This is a genomic window from Magnetococcus marinus MC-1 (assembly GCF_000014865.1).
Taxonomy (GTDB): Bacteria; Pseudomonadota; Magnetococcia; order Magnetococcales; family Magnetococcaceae; genus Magnetococcus; species Magnetococcus marinus.
On the sequence record NC_008576.1, the window covers coordinates 3,750,132 to 3,768,220 of the forward strand.

Genomic DNA, 18,089 nt, shown 5'->3' on the forward strand with positions numbered 1-18,089 from the left:
GAAAATGTGAACATGGCTAATATCGGCTCCCCTAAAGTTCGCGGCCCCAATGGGGCTGTTTCTGCCGGCTCTATGGTGGACGTTAAAACCCTGATTAAGCACCCCATGGAATCTGGGTTTCGTAAGGATCGCGCCACGGGCGAGACCTATCCGGCGCACTATGTTGCCAAGGTAGAGGTCAACTATCTGGGTAACACGGTGATCTCTGCTGAGTGGTCGGGTGGCGTTTCTAAAAACCCCTTTTATTCCTTTAGCCTGAAAGCCACCAAATCAGGTCCTGTTGAGGTCACTTGGACCGACAACAAGGGGGAATCCTGGAACGAGAAGTTTGATCTCACCGTCGCTTAACCGACGCTAATTATCTCAAAAGAGACCGCCCTACTCGGGCGGTCTCTTTTTTCGTGCTCAAGCAGATCCTCAGCGCCCCTGACTGGACACTTTTTTTGTTTAACAACGGATCGACCAAGGAGCGGTCGGGCCAAGAATCTGGCCGCCCGCCTTGAATTGGGGTTTTAACAATCCGTTTGGTTCAAAACGTGCAAACTTCGGTTCTTAATAGACCTTATTGGTTTATTTCGCTAAACTGGTGATTGATTTAGTCTTTTGCCTATGTTTGGACAGGTCAACGATGCTTTGTACGAAATCACTCCACGCCCTTAGCTATAGACCATTCCGTTTATTGATCTCACTGCTATGCCTGCTTTGCACACCCCTAGCCTTTGCGGCAGAACAATCGCCTTTTCGCCTCTATATTTTGGAGTCCCAATTGGGCTTGCCTTATGACGAAGTCCGCCATGCGCTTATCCAAAGTTTACAAGCTTATGGTTACCGTCGTGGTGAGAATTTGCACATCACCATTGAGTCTGCACAGAACGATGTACAACAGGGCATGACCTTGTTAGAAAAGGCTCAATTGAATAAGTTTGATCTCTTCTATACGGGCGGTACGGTCGCCACCATTGCCGCAAAAAATGTACTTTTGGGGCAGCAGACGCCGGTTGTCTTTGCTTCCCCCACAGACCCGGTTGGTATTGGTGTGATTGATGGGTTTAAATTTCCTCCCAAAGCTAATTTTACGGGGGTTTGTTATCCCGTACCCGTCAAAGCCAGGCTACGTTTTATTCGTCAATTGCTCCCAAAAGCTCGAACTTTTGGGTTAATTTTTGCCGACATGCCTCAGTCCCACAGCTATAACCGATGGCTACAAGCGTTGCTGCAAGATGACCCCGAGTTTAAGGATATACGTATCCTTTATCGTGCCGTTCCCTTGGTTTTGGGTGAGGAAGGGGACCTCCGTATGGCCCAAGCCGCGATACCGATCATTCAAGCGTTGGATAACCAAGTTGATGCCTTTATTAAGCCCAATGATCAGTTAGGATCCCGGCGTGCCTTTGCACAAACGGTTTATGAACATGCCAAAAAACCATTAATAGGGCTGGTTCGGCAGGATGTTATGCAAAATTGGGGGGCTAGTGCGGTCATCTATCCTTCTCACACCAGCATCGGTCAGCAGGCCGCTTTTATGATCAAACGACTCTTGGAGGGGGAAGTGGTTGCCAACATTATACCCCAGTGGCCAACCCAGTTTGGTTATGCCATCGATTTACCCAAAACCCGTCAATACCATATTTCCGTGCCTGTTGGGCTCTTACAACTCGCTGGCGACAACGTCATTAAATAGAATGGTCTTTCATGCGCCTTAACCACAAGATCTTGCTGTTGACCATAGCCATTTTAGCCCTGCTGCTCAGCGGTAGCACGGCGCTAAATGTGGCAAGCTTTCGCAGTACCTATACCGATGCTCTCCTCAGAGGCTCGTTTGGCATAGGCCACGGCATTAATGATATTCTTAACGAGATGCTCTCGCTTGGCTTGCCGTTGAACTCGTTGGACGGCATGGATACAAAGCTAAGCAATATTGTCAAGCAAACCCCACACATTACCTATGCTGCTATTACGGATTTGCAAGGCATGGTGCTGTTTCACAGTGATGCACAGCTTATTGGACGTCACTTTAAAGACGAAGCCGCGATCAAAAGTACCAATACCCGCGAACCCATTTGGCAAATTTATAACCGTTTTGATGGCAAGCGTTATTATGATGTCGCGTTACCCATTTTTGATCAAACCAAACAACATATTGGCGTTATTCGTCTCGGTTTTAACAGTAAAGAGGTCGATGACCGGGTTTGGCATGAGATCACCCTTATCGTGATCAATATGTTCATCACCTTCGGCCTGATTGCGCTGTTGCTTAACTTTGTGCTGGTGCGGCTTATTATTAAGCCTGTTGAGATTCTTTCTCAGCAAGCCCGTGCCATTAGCGAAGGTCACTTTGAGACGGGTCCCCCCACGCAACGCAGCGATGAGGTTGGCCAGCTTTCCACCGCCCTTGACCGGATGTCTGCCACACTCCATCAACAATTTCAAGATTTAACGCAATATCAGGCTGAGTTAGAGCTGAAAGTAACCCGCCGCACCCATGAACTTGCAGCGGCCAATCATCTGTTACTTGAACGCAATGATGATTTAGAACAAGCCATCACCACGCAGCGCCGACTGAATGATCAACTGCATCAAAATAAAGAAGCGCTGCGGGAGAGTAAAACCCTGCTGGTTAGCATTCTACAGTCGCTTTCAGTAGGCGTGTTTGGCTTGGATTTAACCGGTAAAATTCAATTTATAAATCCGGCCGCAGCCAATATGCTTGGTGGTGTTATTGAGAGCATGTTAGGGCAATCGGGCCTCTCGCTGTGGTATCATGATGGCACAGGTAAAAACCCCAATCCCATCGGCGTTACCCTTACCAACCACCAGCCACAACAAGGCGAGGGGCGGTTTGTGCATATGCGTGGGCATACCTTGCAAGTAGGCTATACTGTCATGCCCATCTTAGAGCAAGGTCAGGTTACCGGTGTTGTGGTAACCTTTAATGATATCACCGCCAATCGTCGGACTGAGCGCTTAACCCGCACGATTATTCAAGGCACCTCGAAGGTTACGGGGGAGGCTTTTCAGCGTGAACTGGTGCGTAATATCTCAGAATCTTTGGAGATGCGCTTTGTTTTTGTGGGTCGTTTTCATGAGGATCCCATGCCACGCATCGAAACCACTTCGGTGTGGGCGAATGGCCGCCAGGGCGCCCCTTTTAACTACCTATTAGCGGACACTCCTTGTGCGGAAGTGATCGGCAAAGAGACCAGCGTGTATGCGGAGCATGTGCAAACGCATTTTCCCAACGACCCCCTGCTTGCCGAACTGAAGGTGGAGAGTTACATGGGCACACCACTGTTTCGCTCCGATGGCAAGCCCTTGGGGATTTTGGTTGTTATGGACGTCCAGCCCCTAACGGATATTGAATTAGCACGCTCTATTTTAGGTATTTTTTCAGGGCGAGCCGCCATGGAACTAGAGCGTGAGGAGACTGAACTGGCGCTACGTGTCGCCAAAGAGCGTGCTGAAGCAGCCAGTCAAGCCAAGAGCGAATTTTTGGCGATGATGAGCCATGAAATCCGTACCCCGATGAATGCCATTTTGGGCATAACCGAGTTGCTACAAGAGCAACCTTCCAAAAAGGAACAGCTTGAATTTCTCACTGTGCAAGCCAAGGCTGGACAAGCACTCTTAACCTTGATCAACGACATTCTGGAACTTTCGCGGTTAGAAGCGGGCCGTGAACAGCTACAAACGGCTCCCTTTGATCTCTACGAATTGCTGCGTTCTGTGAGCACGCTGTTGGAGCCGAGCGCCAAGCATAAGGGTTTGTCCGTGCATTTGGAAATTGCTGAGGGCCTTTCACCAAACTGGATTGGTGACGAACGGCGGCTACGTCAAGTATTGATTAACTTGGTTGGGAACGGCATTAAGTTTACCAATCGAGGCTCGATCTGGATCTCTGCCCAACCGATGGCCAATGGTCTTGAAATTAGGGTAAAAGATAGTGGTGCGGGCATTAATCCCCGTCATCATGATAAAATTTTTGAAAGATTCCATCAGGTTGATTCTACTGCGACACGTAAACATGGTGGTACGGGCTTAGGGCTGGCGATCACCAAAAAGCTTATGGATCTTATGGGGGGAGAGATCCGCATGGAAAGTCAACCTGACCAGGGAAGCTGCTTTACGCTGGCCTTGCCCCTTAGTGAGGCGCCTTGCGCTCTCCCTGCGGCGGAGGAGGCCGCCTTGCCACCCCTTGATGTGACAGCACCGTTGCGTGCCCTTAAGATCCTGCTGGTGGAGGACTCAGCAGATAATGCCTTACTCATTCGCTCCTTCCTTAAAAGCACACCCTACCATTTAGAGATTGTAGAGGATGGGCAGCAAGCCCTAGATCGGCTGCAAGATTCGAATTTTGATCTGGTTTTAATGGATATGCAGATGCCCGTTATGGATGGTTATACGGCTACCAGCCAGATCCGTCTGCGTGAAGCGTTAGATGAGCTTCCGCCGTCCATCATCATTGCCCTCACCGCTCACGCTTTGAAGGGGGACCGGGAAAAGTGTTTGAAGGCAGGCTGCGATGATTTTTTAACCAAGCCCATACGTAAAAAGCAGTTGCTGGCCTTTTTGGCCCACTACGCTGTCTCCCCTACCCTGTAGATCGAGAAGGCTTTGCACACGCAAGGTTGGGCAGGCTGGCACCAAAGGTAAGCTGTGATTCTAACTAGGGCCACACATAAAAAAGGGCCTGCGTGTTTGGAGCAGGCCCTTTTTTATGTGTGGCTTGCACAAACGCCCTACAAGTTGGACGCTTTTTCAGCCGCTTTTGCCTCATCAATGACATGCATGCGGGCTTGTCGGTTGGATTCAATTTTTTTACGGAGCATCTCCAACATCTCCTCAACTTCGTGTTGTTGCAGAAGATATTGGAACTGTTTTCGATAGTTAGCGATAATACTTACCCCCTCCAAAACCAGATCCACCACTTTCCAACCCTGTGGGGTTTCCAAGCAGAGATAGGTTAACTTAATAGGGGTTCCGCCGAGATCCACATGACTATCCAGGATGATAATCCGGGCCGATTTGCGCTGTTCTGGGGCAAATTCGGCCCCTTTACCGCGATAGGATTCCACTTTATCCAGGTAAGCATCTTCGAGGGTCTGCCGAAACAGATCAATGAAGCTCTCTTTCTGTTTTTGGGTAAAATTGGACCAATAGCTACCGATGGCCCCCCGAGACATCATGGCAAAATCAAAATGTCCATAGATAAGCGCGCGCAATTTATCGCGTCGGCTTTCCAGCATATCGGGTTTGGCCATGGCAGGATCGCGCAACAACTCCAGCGCCAGTTTTATCGAGCGCTGAATGGCATCGGTTGCGGGAGGGTCGGTGGGGGGTTCTGCCTGACTTGACAGGGGCAGTAGCAGTGCCACCAAAAAATAGAGTATGGCCAAGGTACGATGCTGTATCATTATTTTCACTCACGACTTTTGATACGTACAAGAGCAGGTAAAGCTCGGGGGATTATGGCTGATTTAATACCATACTTGTGTCGCGCATGCATAGGTTTAGCGTGTGAAAAATGAGGCGCTAGCATAATTTAATGCACCTTTTTTGCATTTTTTGACTCACAGTAACAGGACTAGGCATAACGGCGCGATAGCCTCTTGTAACAGCCAGATCAAACTGTTACGAAAAACGTTCGAAAAAAATGGAGTTTGCGCGCTTCTCTTGCTGAAGTGTGCGTTTTTTTCCGTTATGATGCACTCGGGCCATTGAAAAATGATCGTTTATGACGCACTATCGCTTACTTAAAATGTGTGGTACTAAAAGCCAGCAGATCCAAACAGGGTGAATAGGAAACAATCATGTCCACTTACAAGGAATGGTTCGGGATTTTAGGGATTGTCGTGGGGTTGATGTTGTTGCCCCATCCCCTTCAAGCCCAAGAACAGCTCGGCTTTTTGGATGATAACATCTTGGCGGAATTTGATGAGCATAATGCCGATCTATGGAACCAAGGCAAGGCCATTGAAGATCCCCTGGAAGGCTGGAACCGAGCCATGTTTGCCTTTAATGACAAGCTCTATTTCTGGCTTTTGAAACCAGTTTCTACAGGTTATGCCGCCATCATACCCCAGGCGGGTCGACATGCTGTGCGCAACTTTTTCCTTAATCTGAAAGAGCCCATCTACTTCGTCAATGCACTGTTGCAGGGTAAAATGGAGCAGGCCAGCATTGAGCTTACCCGTTTTACCGTCAACTCGACGGTTGGACTTTTGGGTCTGTTTGATATTGCAGGTGACTACCACAATCTGGTTTCGCACCAAGATGATCTTGGCCAGACCTTTGGTAGCTATGGCTCCGGCGAAGGCTTTTACATCGTTTGGCCTGTGTTGGGGGCCTCTTCGGTGCGCGATACCTTTGGCTTGGTGGGCGATGCCTTCTTGACCCCTGTGACCTATATTGACGACACATGGACCCAAGTTGGGGTGCGTGCGGTGGAAACGGTCAACCGTACCTCCCTGGGTCTCGGTGACTACGAGAGCATTAAAACTGCGGCGATTGATCCCTATATTTCGGTTCGCAATGGCTATAAACAGATACGAGATCGCGAAATCAAACGCTAATCCGTTCTGCATCAGGAGATGGCTGTGAGACACCATCCCAACCATAAAAACCGCTTTAGCCTTTGGCTCAGCGGTTTTTTTATGCTGATTTATTTAAGTGGCTGCGCCACCCCACCCTCAGCGGGGGATCCTCAGTGGCATCCCCGCAATGCCGAGTTTGAGCTTTCGGATCTGGTTAAATCAGAAACCAACATTGTGGTGGAAACCACCCTTATGGCGGTTATGAAGGAGTTGCGTAATCTGGCGGAAAAACTCTATCTCCGCAACCCTCGGGAGTTGGCGAAGGTTAACGCCACCGGTTATGGCGAGCGGCTTCAGCAGCTCTTTGAGCTGGAACATGATTGGAAGTTTGCTGAGTTAAACGACCATTTTGGGCCTGAAGCTATCTACCTTGCTTTTGATGACACCTATCAAGGGGACCGCGTATTTGCTTTTATTGCTGGGCTGGGTTACATGATCCATGCTTCCTACGAAGGCAAGCGCTCCTTTAACATGTTCGACCAATTTCCTACCTTTCAAGACACCCTGCACCCTCAAAAGCTCTACAATTGCGCCCGCAATATAGAGGTGGCGGCTTGGCGGCTGTTTAATACCCGCACAGCCATGGGGGAGCCCTATCTCTACAGCATCCACCTAGGGGATGCCGCTGAACCACCCAATCTGAGCTTTGAACGTACCACGGGTAAGTTGATAGCCCTGCAAGATCTTATGGCGCAGATTATGGCGCAAAAAAGTAAACGGACCATTAAACAGGTCTTTTCATTTATGGCCTCAGCGGTATTTTTACCCATTTAAGCGCTCTAACCCCTTACCAGCTCTTGCTTCACATATGGGGGTGGGGACTTTTTTTTTCTCCTTTTTTTCATCCTTTTTAGCTATTTTCCATGCGATGCCTTGCGGGTGCAACCATTGCGGCTATTATAGGTAAGTTGCCGGTCAGGTTTCGCGCCTTTCAAGGTAACGCAGGTGGGCATACGAACGGTATGCGGGGTGGCTGTGGAGAGGCAAATTTGCTTTTCTCATAGTGGGCAATCAAGCCCAGTCTGTATTGTGCACGTAACTTATGAGATCTCTAAGCAAACGATTAATCGTGGTCATTTTAGCCCTATTGATACCCTCTTTGTGTTTAGCTGAGGATCTTGAGGCTCAATTGGATGCCATCCACCGTTTGGTGGATCGCCAGGCCTATGCCGAGGCGCAGCCTAAATTGGAGGCCCTTGTCAAAAAACATCCCAAAAATTTGGATGTACGTTTTTTACTGGCTGTCACTTTTGCTGAGAGCAATCAACACCCCAAGGCGCTCGAATTGTTTGAGCAGCTGAGCAAGGAGTTCCCCCGCCAACCTGAACCCTACAACAACCTAGGCGTGCTGTATGCCCGCCAGGGCATGATGGATCAATCCCGTGCAGCCTTTTTAAATGCGGTCATGAGCCATCCAAGCTACGCGACAGCCCATCGCAACCTCCAGGCAATCTACGCAAATATGGCAGCCCGCGCCTATGGTCAAGCACTGGAGATGGAAGAGGTGTTTGACGAACAACCGGACCTCGCTATTTTAAAAAAAACAGGTTCGAAGGTGCAGGTATTGGTGGAGCAGGACCAGGAGACTCTGAAAAAGCTGGCCTCCCTACAAGGTGAGTTAGAGGTTTTGCGTAAAATACGCGATCAAGCTCAACAAACCTTAGTGCGCCAACAAGAGGCTGAAAACCGCTTAAAGCTCGAATCTAAGCAGCGCAAGCAGTCTGAGGAAGCCCAAAGTGAAGCGCTCAAACGTGCCACCGCCGCAGAAAACGAGCTGGCATTAAAGTCTCAAGAGATTGAACGCCTGACCGCGCAATACAACAGCCGCTTAGAAAAAGAGCAATCCAGTTCGGCCACGGCATTGGCTGATCTGGCGAAACAGCAGCAGCAGAGTAGCCAGCTACAGGAACAGCTGGCTGCTCAGTTGCGCACCTTGGAACAGGCTCGTTTAACCAGTGAACAGGCGCTGGCCCGGGAACGCGCTAACAGCAAAAAAAGTCAAGAGGCTCTCGCTCAGGAAAAACACAATCTGGAGCAGCGTCTTTCCCAGTTGAATAACCAGGAAAACGACCAACAGGCTGTCATCGCTAAGCTCAAATCGGATTTATTGGCTTCACAGCAGCTGGTTAGCCAACTACAAAACCAGCAGAACACCAGCACCCAATCCATGGCGCGTTTAAAACAAGATCTTGAAACGGAACAACAACGCTATGCTAAAGCACAGAGCGCCATAGAAAATGCCAAGGCTCGCCAGCAGCAAGCCATGCTCGCCCAAGAGCAACTTAATGCACGTTTTGCCAAACTAAACACGCAAATTCGGCAGTTAGAGCAGTCTCCGCTCGCCTCATCCCAAAGCGAGACCGCCACAACCGTGCCCGCCCCTACGCCAGCACAAACGGAACCGGCCAACGCCCCTGAGCCTGCGGTTGCGGCCCCGCAGGATTCCCCCCCAAAAGCGATCGTGGCGGAACCGACCCCCAAAGCCGTACAACGCCCTGAGCTCATGGTCAGCCTAAAAACCACGCCTGTCACCTCATACATTTTGCCCGACGAGGCTGAGGTCACCGTTGTGGAAGATTGGCGGGACAGTGTGCGCAGCGCCGTGACGCGCTGGACCGCCGCTTGGAGCAACAAGGATATCAGCACCTATCTGGCTGCTTATGGTGATGGCTTTCGCCCCCCCAAGGGTCTCTCTTTACGTAACTGGCAGAAGCAGCGGGTTCAGCGGTTAACCCAGCCCCGTTTTATTCAAGTAACCTTGGATGACGTGCGGGTGGTGTCGGTACATGGGGGACGGGCTAAGGTTAGCTTTGTGCAGAACTATCGTGCTGACAGCTATCAGGACAAGGTGAGTAAGATACTGTTGATGGAGCGTCAAAACGGTCAGTGGAAGATTGTCCGTGAGTTATCCGATGGCTAACACCTTCACAGCAAGCCGCCTGCTGCTGTTGATTCTGTTAACAAGCGTTGTGGTATGGCACGCCACCATGGCCAACGCCGCAGAAGATAAGCAGAAATTGTTTAAGGGTATCTTATTGCCCGACGACCGCATTCAAATGTCGAGCTATGAGCGTCTTTTCCTGAAAGGGATGGATGCCATTGCCAACAATGACATGGCTTTGGCATTAATGCACTTTCGCACATTGACTGAAACCAAACCGGATTTTAAGTTGGCACAGTTAATCTATGCTGACCTACTGCTGGCACAGGCTTCGCCCATCTCTCAATTTGGGGCAAAAGTCAACCATGACGATGAGGAGTTCCAACGGCTGATGAACGAGGCGAAAGCCCGTTTGATGCATCAACTCAAGCCTATAGCCCTGGATAAATTACCGGCCCCTTTATTGCGTCTTTCCAAGCGTCATAGTCATGTTATTGCTGTCGATCTGACCCGCTCCCGGCTTTTTTTATTTGATAACCGTGAGGGCATGCCTAAGCTGATTGCCGATTACTATATCTCCAGCGGCAAAAAGGGTGCGGAAAAGATTAAACAGGGGGATAAGCGCACCCCTGCGGGGCTCTATTACGTGACCGAATATATCCCTGGGGAAAAACTACCCGATCTCTACGGGGCCGGTGCGATGCCCATCAACTATCCCAATGAATGGGACCGGCTGCACAAGCGCACCGGGTATGGTATTTGGCTGCATGGCACGGTTTCGGGCACCTACAGTCGGCCACCCCGTGCCAGTGATGGCTGTGTGGCACTCACCAACCTCGATTTTGAAGAGTTGGAGGAGAAAACCAGTATTGGTACGCCGGTTTTATTAAGCAAACGTCTGTTGTGGATTAAACCAGAAGCGTGGAAAAAGCAGCAGCAACTATTTTTACAACGGCTGCACCAATGGTACCAGGATTTGCAAAGCGGTGATCCTAGCCGGGCTTTGCGCCACTACGCACCGGATTTTAATAACCAGCGGCAGGATTATGAAAGCTGGAGCAAATATATCCGCAATGTGGTGCTTAATTGGAAAAACAGCGCCTTTATTCTCACTGACCCAAGCATCATGCAGTATCCCGGTGAGCAGGCTATGGTGGTGGTTACCTTTACTCAACAAGATCCCGATGGCCCCCCTGGCTCTTGGCGTCTGCGCCGTCAATATTGGAAGATGCAACCTGCGGACGGGGTTTGGCATATTGTGTATGAAGATGTCGGGTAAGCCGTCTAACCTTGCCTAACGCACTTAACTTTATTGTCCCTTTTTGCCCCTTAGGGAGAGCCTTGCTCGGCATTAGGCGGCCTTAATTCCCAACGATCATCCCAACTTGAGCGTGTCGCTTCCCCAATCGACACGGCCCGCGCCGGGTCGTGACAGCGATGGCGTTACCCCAGTGTGTTCAATTTCCCGATTTAGCGGGTTAAAGCGGTTCCCCTTTACGCCTAGAATGGGGCATAATGACCCAAAACCTTACCTAATTTTGCCAATGTCATGGGAGCCACCTATGCTGGTACGTGCCACCCTCTCGGCCCACGCCTTTGTGATGGATGTCCAGCCTGGGCAAGCAACCCGACTGCTGTTGGTCCAACTTAACTATTCGGACCAACGGCGCCATAAATGGGCTTTGCCCGGTGGCTTTGTGGATCAAGGTGAGACCATTGAAAAGGCATTACAGCGGGAGGTCGCCGAAGAGGTCGCCCTTACGTTGAACCAATGGCAGCAATTTTCGGTGGTCCCCTTGCTGCTTTGCGAGCTTCCCCATGTGGGGTTTTTATTTCGCTGCGATGGCTGGCAGGGCACACCACGGCTAACCAGTCGTGAACTCTGCGATCTACGTTGGGTCGATCGTGAAACCTTTAATGCCATGGCCGACGCCGGCGAGCTGGCTTATACCGAGATGCGTATTCAAGGGGATTTACTCACGTGGTAAAGCCATGTTCCATACTCTGTGCAGCCTGTTTACTGCTCACCCTCTTTGCCAGCCCAGCTCTGGCCATGCAGCCCTCGGCTGGGTCGGTCAACACGCCAGAGCTGGCCCAACAACCGGATCAAGCCTCCCCCAGCCAAGCGCTGAAACAAGCTTTGTATGATCTGCAACGGGCATTAATAAATCTGCAAGAGGCCAGCAAGGATGTCAGTGCTGAACACCTAAAAGCCTTACAAAAAAAGGTCCAACAGGCCCAGCAACGGTTACAGGCGTTGATCGACCACCACCAGCCCCAGTGGCAGGCTTTATTGCATGAAGGTGGGGCGCAGTTGGAGCTTTTACTGCGTCAGGGACAGAGTGCATGGCAAAAAAACCTTCCCCGTTTTAAAGAGCTGCTGCAAGAGCACTTGCAACCGCTTATGCCGCCCCATCCCCCAACGACGCCAGAGCATGATGCGGTAGAAGAGGGACAATTAATCTAGGCACTATCCGCCACCATGCTCAGGATAGGCCAGAGCGGTTAACCGATCATACCGCCAGACTCAAGACCCCACGCGCAGCACCACGGCAGCAGACTCAACGCCTAAAACCAGGGTTGCTGCAACAGGCCCAGATGCCCACCCTCGATCCCCTGCCCCTGAAACAGCCGGGCTAACGTTGCAGCTGGAATAATGGGGTAAAGAGGATATGCAGTGGCTTCCTCAAGATTTAACCAAACCAGTTCAAGCGCTTTGGTTTCGGCAGGATTAAGCCGGGGTTCCCCATTGGCCGTAACCGCAAAGAGCAGGTGCAGCACATCCCGCCCCGCAGCTTGGGTCTGTATAGAGCCCAACAGGGCACCGACCGTTACTTTAAGCCCCATCTCCTCATCAAACTCTCGTGCCAGTCCACGGCCCATCTCTTCACCCGCCTCTAGGTTCCCCCCTGGCAGGTTGTAGCGCTCCTGCCCATTGTAGTGATAACGCATCCACAACATTGCGCCATCCCGCTGCAACAGCCCACAAGGGCGAATGATCCAAGCATTTCCATTCATTGTTACGCCTCTCCGGGCCATTGGCCTTGACGCGCGGCCAGCGCGGCCACAAAAGCATTTACCGCACGACCACGATGGCTCATGGCATCCTTTTCATGGGGGGCCATTTGGGCAAAGGTACGCGCCTCGCCCTCCGGCTGAAAGAGCGGATCGTAACCAAAGCCCCCCTCACCCACCGCAGCCTGTACAATCCAACCATCCACCCGCCCCTCAAAGCACGCACGTCCGCCTTCTGGTGTCACCAAGGCTAAGGTACAGTGAAAATGCGCAGCGCGGTTGCTGTGACCCGCCATGGCGTGCAGCAGTTTATCCACATTCTCCGCATCACTGGCTTGCTCACCCGCATAACGCGCCGAGCGCACCCCTGGCGCGCCATGTAGGGCATCCACCACCAAGCCCGAATCATCGGCCAAGGCCGCCAAACCGGTGTGCTGCATCAACGCCTCCGCTTTTTTAAAGGCATTTTCAGCAAAGCTCTCGCCATCTTCTACCACCTCTGGTGCCTGGGGAAAGGCATCCAACCCCAACAGTTCGACAGGCTGCCCTGCTAAAGCCCGTTTTAACTCGATCAATTTTTTACGATTTCCCGTCGCCAACACCAAACGTACCATTTACCTACCCCTATTCATGGTCACTATACGTCGCCCACTCTAAAAGGTATCAAGCCACGGTTCAAGCCCAAGCTGACCCTGGCGACTTGCCTTGCCTACTTCCCTTGTCTAACAGGATAATAAGCGCAGCAGTCATGAAAGAGTTGGGAATTCTTCAAGAGCATGGCATAATCACACGCGGTTTAATAATCATGCCTACTTCGTTAACTCAAGGCCCTCCATGCGCTTATCCCTTGCTGCGCGACAACATCATCTGGCCACATCGGTTCAGGGGAAATTGATCCTAGCTACCGCACTTGGTGCCGCCATGGCGCTGGCAAGTCTGCTTTTTTTATTCCAGTATCTCTATCAACAACAGTTGACCCAAGGTGCCCATAGCATGGCGGCCCAGGTGCAGTTACTGTTTAAAGCCTCCTTAGAAAATGCCATGCTCAAACGCGACTTAGAGGGCTTAGATGATATTGTGCAAAAGCTCGCCCAGCAACCGGGCATTCAAAATGTTATGATTCTTAACCCGGTTGGTGAAGTGCGTTTTAGTTCGAACAGCAGCGACCTTTATCAAATACTTGACCCCGAGGCCATGCCCGACCAAGTTAAGCAGCCTAGCAACCGTTTTATGCAAGACCGGCAACAACAAGCGGTCCTGCGTAGCTACTTCCCGGTGCCCAACCAAGCCCCTTGCCAGGTCTGTCATGGCAGCCTAGAGCATTCCCCAATCAATGGGATCGTGGCGGTTGATTTCGCGGCGCAAGCCGTTGAACACGAGGCACGGCATAAGACCATGCTGTTATTCTATGTGGCACTGCTTATTTTACTGTTAAGCATGCTGTTTGCATGGCTAGCGGCACGGCGTGTTATTTTGCAACCCTTAGCCGCGCTTAGCCAACTGGCGCAAACCTTTGCCATGGGGGATCTGCAAGCACGCAGCACCCTAGCGGGCCAAGATGAGCTCCACCAACTGGGCCGCACCCTTAACCAAATGGCGGACAATCTACAAATAACCCTGCGCCGTCTGGCGGAGCAGGAAGCCTATACCCACTCCATTTTAGATCAGCTCCCCGATGGGGTGCGGGTGATTGATGGACAGATGCGCACCCTATTAACCAACCGTATTTTCCGCGAACGCTTAGGGTTGGAAGAGGATGCCGCAGAGATGGCCCCCTGTTTTGCCGTTAGCCATGCCCGCACCACCCCCTGCCCGCCTACCCTTGTTACCTGTCCGGTATATGAAATTTTGGACAAACCGGGGCAACGTTTAAAATCTCTACAGACCCACCTGCATACCGATGGGCAGCAGGAGCTACAAGTTGAGGTGGTTGCCTCAGCGGTCGAGATTCTAAAGGAGGGTAAACCCGTCAAGGTTATTGTCGAATCGGTGCGGGATATTAAAGAGGCCATGGCCTTTGCCCACGGGCAAAAGCTGGCGGTGTTGGGCCAATTGGCTTCGGGCATCGCCCATGAAGTACGTAATCCCTTAGCCAATATACGCTTTGCCATACAGTCTAACCTGCGTGGGGCCAGCATTACCACCGAACAGTTAGAAGAGACGGTGGCCCTTACCGAACAAGCGGTCGATCACTGTATTGAGATCACCGAACGCATTTTAAAGCTGAGCGAAGCCCCTGGCGAGTTATCCCTATTAGAGCTTAACAGCCTGAGCCAAGAGTGCGTCGCGCTCATGGCCTGGAACGCACGGGAACACTCGGTTAACATGCAGATTGAGCTTTCTAACCAACAACCTCGCACTCTAGCGGCGGATAGTGACCTACGCATTATCTTGCTCAATCTCATGCAAAATGCCTTGCACGCCATGCCCCATGGCGGCTCTTTGCGCGTTGGTACCAGCCGTGGCAATGGGCGTGTGGCCTTTGTGGTCGAGGATAGCGGTGTCGGCATGGACCCCCTTATACAGAGCCACATGTTCGACCCCTTTTTCAGTCGCCGTGCCGATGGCAGTCGCGGTGCGGGTTTGGGCTTAACCTTAGTTCACTCGCTGGTTAGCCGCTATAATGGCCAGATTATGCTGGATAGCACTCCCGGCAAAGGCAGCCGTTTTACCATCACCTTAACCGATGCAGACACACCGCTTCCTCTCGGGGAGGAGGTTTAGTATGGGCGCCAAGATCCTGATTATTGAGGATGATCCTACCTTAAACCGGCTTATGGTCAACCATCTTAGTCGGTTAGGCCACCATGTCACTGGCACCCATAGCCGGGCCGAAGCTGAACACTATTTTAATCAACATGAACCGCTCTTGATTATCATGGATCTCCGGCTACCAGACGTAAACGGCATTGACTATTTGCCCCAAATACCAGTGCCCGCGCCGGTCATTATGCTCACCGCCTATAGCTCGGTAACCAGCGCGGTTAAGGCCATGAAAGCCGGTGCCTTTGAGTATCTGGTGAAGCCGGTTAATGTGGAGGAGCTGGAGTTGGTTGTGTCGCGGGGTTTAGAGCATGCCAACATGCTGCATGACCGCCAATTTTTTAGCCAACAGCAGCCCCAACAGCAGCGCATGATCGGCACGAGTGTCGCCATGTTGCATCTTCAACAGCAGATTCAACAGATGCTGGAGCATGAACAGCCGGTTTGGGTCTTTGGCGAACCCGGCACAGGTAAATCATTGGTAGCGCGCACCATCCACGAAAAAAGCCTACGCCGTGGCGGTCACTTTGGCATATTACACTGCGACAGCCTGCCCGAAAGCCTGTTGGAAGCCGAATTATTCGGCCATGAAAAGGGGGTTTTCCCCGGCCATGTTGGTCGCAAATTGGGTCTTTTAGAGGGGGCGCGCCAAGGCTCCCTGCTGCTGGATCAGTTGGCGTCACTGCCGCTAAGCTTTCAGAAAAAACTTCTGACCCTGCTTGAAGAGGGGCGTTTTTGTCGGTTAGGGGGTACCCGTCAGCTCACCACCACAGCGCGCCTTGTGATTTCTACCGACCGATCCCCCCAACAGCTGCTCGCTGAGCAACGGCTGCTGCCTGAATTGCTTGAGCACCTGAATGTTCACGCCATCCACCTACCGCCCTTACGGGAACATGCTGAGGATATACCCGCATTAATCCATCATTTTTTAGACAACCACCCGTTTGCTCTTACCGTACCCAAACGGCTCTCCCCTAGCGCCATGAAACGCTGCCTTGCCCATCACTGGCCGGGCAATATCCTAGAGCTACAAAATGCGATGGAACGGGCGGTGCTGCTGTCGGCCCGCGAAGAGGTGATCCAGGTTGAGCATTTGCCCTTCCGCGAACCGGGCTCCGCAGCCCCGAAACAGAGCAGCATTACCCTAGCCTTCCCCTTTGAGCCCACCTTGGAAGAGATGGAAAAACACTATCTCGAATCCCTGTTGCAGCGCTATCAGGGGCATCGTGCCTCGGTGGCAAACACCTTGGGCATTAGCGAGCGTAACCTCTACCGGTTGATTCGCAAATATGGTCTACAAGAGGTCCGTTAATACAAAAAAAAAGGCGCCACCCGCTCATGTTGCAGGCGTCGCAAACAAGCGAGCTTGCTGCCTACCCCACCCAACTAAACCTAGTACCCTAAATTGATTATCCCTGACCGCCTAATACTTTTGGATATTCTTGCAGACGAAGCCCTACAAAACGGGTTATAATTCCACACTGCATCCGCTCGTTTTCATTCAAATTTGGCACAGGCAAGATAAGCATGAATCCGTTGGCATTAACCTTTCGTCGTTTTTCCATTGCCCAACTCTTATTAGCCGCGCTCATGGTGCTGCTCACTTGTGCTGCTATGGCCATCTATTTGGCTTCTGACATTCTTACGCAGAGATCTATTGATGAATTAGCGGCCAAGCAGGCGCGCAAGACCTCTCAATTGATTTTTCAAAGCCTCTACGGGGTGATGCAAAAAGGGTGGATTAAACATGATATTCAGGATGTCGTGACACGCATTCACTATACCTTGCCTGAGATTGACATACATTTGGTGCGCAACAAGAAACTCGCGGAGATGTTTGGCGAGAGTGAATACTCTTTGGAGCAGCGGGAACACTCCGCCCAGGTCAACCAAGTCATGGAGAGCGGGCAAGAGTTATTGCGAGCCGAGGCTGACCGGTTGCATTTTATCTACCCCTTGGTGGCCGATGAAGGGTGCATTAAGTGCCACACCAATGTGCAAGAAGGCTATGTCAACGGGGTGATCCACATTACCTTTCCTCTTAAAGAGCTTAAAGTACCGTTATCCTTTGCGCTGACCAATATCATCCATATTTTTGGGGTGATAACTCTGCTGATTTTGCTCATCCAATTTTTTGTGTTCAGACGTTTTTTTGTACAACCCATCATGAACCTTACCGAGCATATTTTAACCATACGTGAAACCCGTGAGCTACCCTCACAAAAAACACTGCGCGACTCGCCCACGTGGTTTCGGGAGTTGCACCACCTTACGGAAAATTTTTGTGACCTGATGCAAAATTTAAACAGTGCACAAAATCGGTTACGGGATCAATCGGAGCGGGATGAGCTCACGGGGCTGTTTAACCGCCGATTTTTTAACCGCACCTTTGCCGCCGAGTTGAGCCGCGCCAAACGCTACAAGCACTCGGTTGCGCTGTTTATGCTGGATCTCAATGGTTTTAAACCCATTAATGACACCTACGGCCATGGTGCCGGGGATGCGATTTTACAAGCCTTGGGTCGGGAGATGCAGAACAAGTTGCGGGATAACGATATTATTGCCCGTGTGGGGGGGGATGAGTTTGTGGTGTTAGCGCCTGAGATTGGCAGTCAGGGAGCCAGCCAGTTTGAAGAGAAACTGCGTAGTTTAATTGAACAAACCACCATTGTTTATGAAGGGGAGCAGCTTAGTGTGGGCACCAGTATAGGGGTTGCCCTCTACCCCGATCATGGGGATGAGGCCAAGCAGCTACTGGATTTTGCCGACGAGGCCATGTATGCCGATAAACGCCGCCGTAAAGGGTTAGCGTAACCTCACCCCGCTGCCCTTCCCTCATT

Annotated in this window: 15 protein-coding genes; 12 read left to right on the forward strand and 3 right to left on the reverse strand. The window is 51.3% G+C overall.

The window, feature by feature from the left end:
• The first annotated feature begins 12 nt into the window (after positions 1–12).
• The 3 genes from soxZ to MMC1_RS20490 all read left to right on the forward strand — a co-directional run bounded on the left by soxZ (position 13) and on the right by MMC1_RS20490 (position 4,599).
• Positions 13–348 carry a thiosulfate oxidation carrier complex protein SoxZ gene (gene soxZ / locus MMC1_RS15360; protein WP_011714553.1) on the forward strand — a complete coding sequence of 112 codons (336 nt, stop codon included), beginning with the start codon at positions 13–15 and terminating at the stop codon, positions 346–348.
• A gap of 418 nt (positions 349–766) precedes the next feature.
• Complete coding sequence (locus MMC1_RS15365; protein WP_041641281.1) at positions 767–1,681, forward strand: ABC transporter substrate-binding protein; 915 nt, start codon at positions 767–769, stop codon at positions 1,679–1,681.
• An 11-nt stretch (positions 1,682–1,692) separates the two neighbouring features.
• Positions 1,693–4,599 (forward strand): ATP-binding protein, encoded by a 2,907-nt coding sequence (locus tag MMC1_RS20490; protein ID WP_011714555.1) that lies wholly within the window; start codon positions 1,693–1,695, stop codon positions 4,597–4,599.
• Between the two features lie 137 nt (positions 4,600–4,736).
• Here the strand turns inward: MMC1_RS20490 and MMC1_RS15375 are convergent, their stop codons facing one another.
• The gene (locus tag MMC1_RS15375; RefSeq protein ID WP_011714556.1) at positions 4,737–5,411 is read right to left on the reverse strand and encodes a Tgt2/MlaC family protein; all 675 of its coding nucleotides are present in this window, start codon (positions 5,409–5,411) and stop codon (positions 4,737–4,739) included.
• A 396-nt stretch (positions 5,412–5,807) separates the two neighbouring features.
• Here MMC1_RS15375 and MMC1_RS15380 point away from each other — a divergent pair, with 396 nt between their 5' ends.
• From MMC1_RS15380 to MMC1_RS15405, 6 genes are all read left to right on the forward strand, one after another.
• A complete protein-coding gene (locus tag MMC1_RS15380) occupies positions 5,808–6,569 on the forward strand; it encodes an MlaA family lipoprotein (protein ID WP_011714557.1) in 762 nt (253 codons plus the stop codon).
• A 24-nt stretch (positions 6,570–6,593) separates the two neighbouring features.
• A complete protein-coding gene (locus tag MMC1_RS15385) occupies positions 6,594–7,364 on the forward strand; it encodes a hypothetical protein (protein ID WP_011714558.1) in 771 nt (256 codons plus the stop codon).
• A gap of 268 nt (positions 7,365–7,632) precedes the next feature.
• Positions 7,633–9,510, forward strand: coding sequence for a nuclear transport factor 2 family protein (locus MMC1_RS15390; RefSeq protein ID WP_011714559.1), 1,878 nt, complete (start codon positions 7,633–7,635; stop codon positions 9,508–9,510).
• Positions 9,503–10,750, forward strand: a complete 1,248-nt coding sequence (locus tag MMC1_RS15395) for a L,D-transpeptidase family protein (RefSeq protein ID WP_011714560.1) — start codon at positions 9,503–9,505, stop codon at positions 10,748–10,750. The genes MMC1_RS15390 and MMC1_RS15395 overlap by 8 nt, the downstream gene beginning before the upstream one ends.
• A gap of 283 nt (positions 10,751–11,033) precedes the next feature.
• A complete protein-coding gene (locus MMC1_RS15400; RefSeq protein ID WP_011714561.1) occupies positions 11,034–11,459 on the forward strand; it encodes an NUDIX hydrolase in 426 nt (141 codons plus the stop codon).
• Complete coding sequence (locus MMC1_RS15405) at positions 11,453–11,938, forward strand: hypothetical protein (protein WP_011714562.1); 486 nt, start codon at positions 11,453–11,455, stop codon at positions 11,936–11,938. The genes MMC1_RS15400 and MMC1_RS15405 overlap by 7 nt, the downstream gene beginning before the upstream one ends.
• 101 nt (positions 11,939–12,039) lie before the next feature.
• Here the strand turns inward: MMC1_RS15405 and MMC1_RS15410 are convergent, their stop codons facing one another.
• Together MMC1_RS15410 and rdgB are read right to left on the reverse strand one after the other, a co-directional pair.
• Positions 12,040–12,489 (reverse strand): NUDIX domain-containing protein, encoded by a 450-nt coding sequence (locus tag MMC1_RS15410; RefSeq protein WP_011714563.1) that lies wholly within the window; start codon positions 12,487–12,489, stop codon positions 12,040–12,042.
• 2 nt (positions 12,490–12,491) lie between these two features.
• Complete coding sequence (rdgB, locus tag MMC1_RS15415) at positions 12,492–13,100, reverse strand: RdgB/HAM1 family non-canonical purine NTP pyrophosphatase (protein WP_011714564.1); 609 nt, start codon at positions 13,098–13,100, stop codon at positions 12,492–12,494.
• A gap of 307 nt (positions 13,101–13,407) precedes the next feature.
• Between rdgB and MMC1_RS15420 the strand changes: the two genes are divergently transcribed.
• From MMC1_RS15420 to MMC1_RS20495, 3 genes are all read left to right on the forward strand, one after another.
• Positions 13,408–15,210: a HAMP domain-containing histidine kinase gene (locus MMC1_RS15420; protein WP_041641286.1), complete on the forward strand. Its 1,803-nt coding sequence runs from the start codon at positions 13,408–13,410 to the stop codon at positions 15,208–15,210.
• Between the two features lies 1 nt (position 15,211).
• Positions 15,212–16,561: a sigma-54-dependent transcriptional regulator gene (locus MMC1_RS15425; RefSeq protein ID WP_011714566.1), complete on the forward strand. Its 1,350-nt coding sequence runs from the start codon at positions 15,212–15,214 to the stop codon at positions 16,559–16,561.
• Positions 16,562–16,776: 215 nt separating this feature from the next.
• A complete protein-coding gene (locus MMC1_RS20495) occupies positions 16,777–18,063 on the forward strand; it encodes a GGDEF domain-containing protein (protein WP_011714567.1) in 1,287 nt (428 codons plus the stop codon).
• Positions 18,064–18,089: the final 26 nt, after the last annotated feature.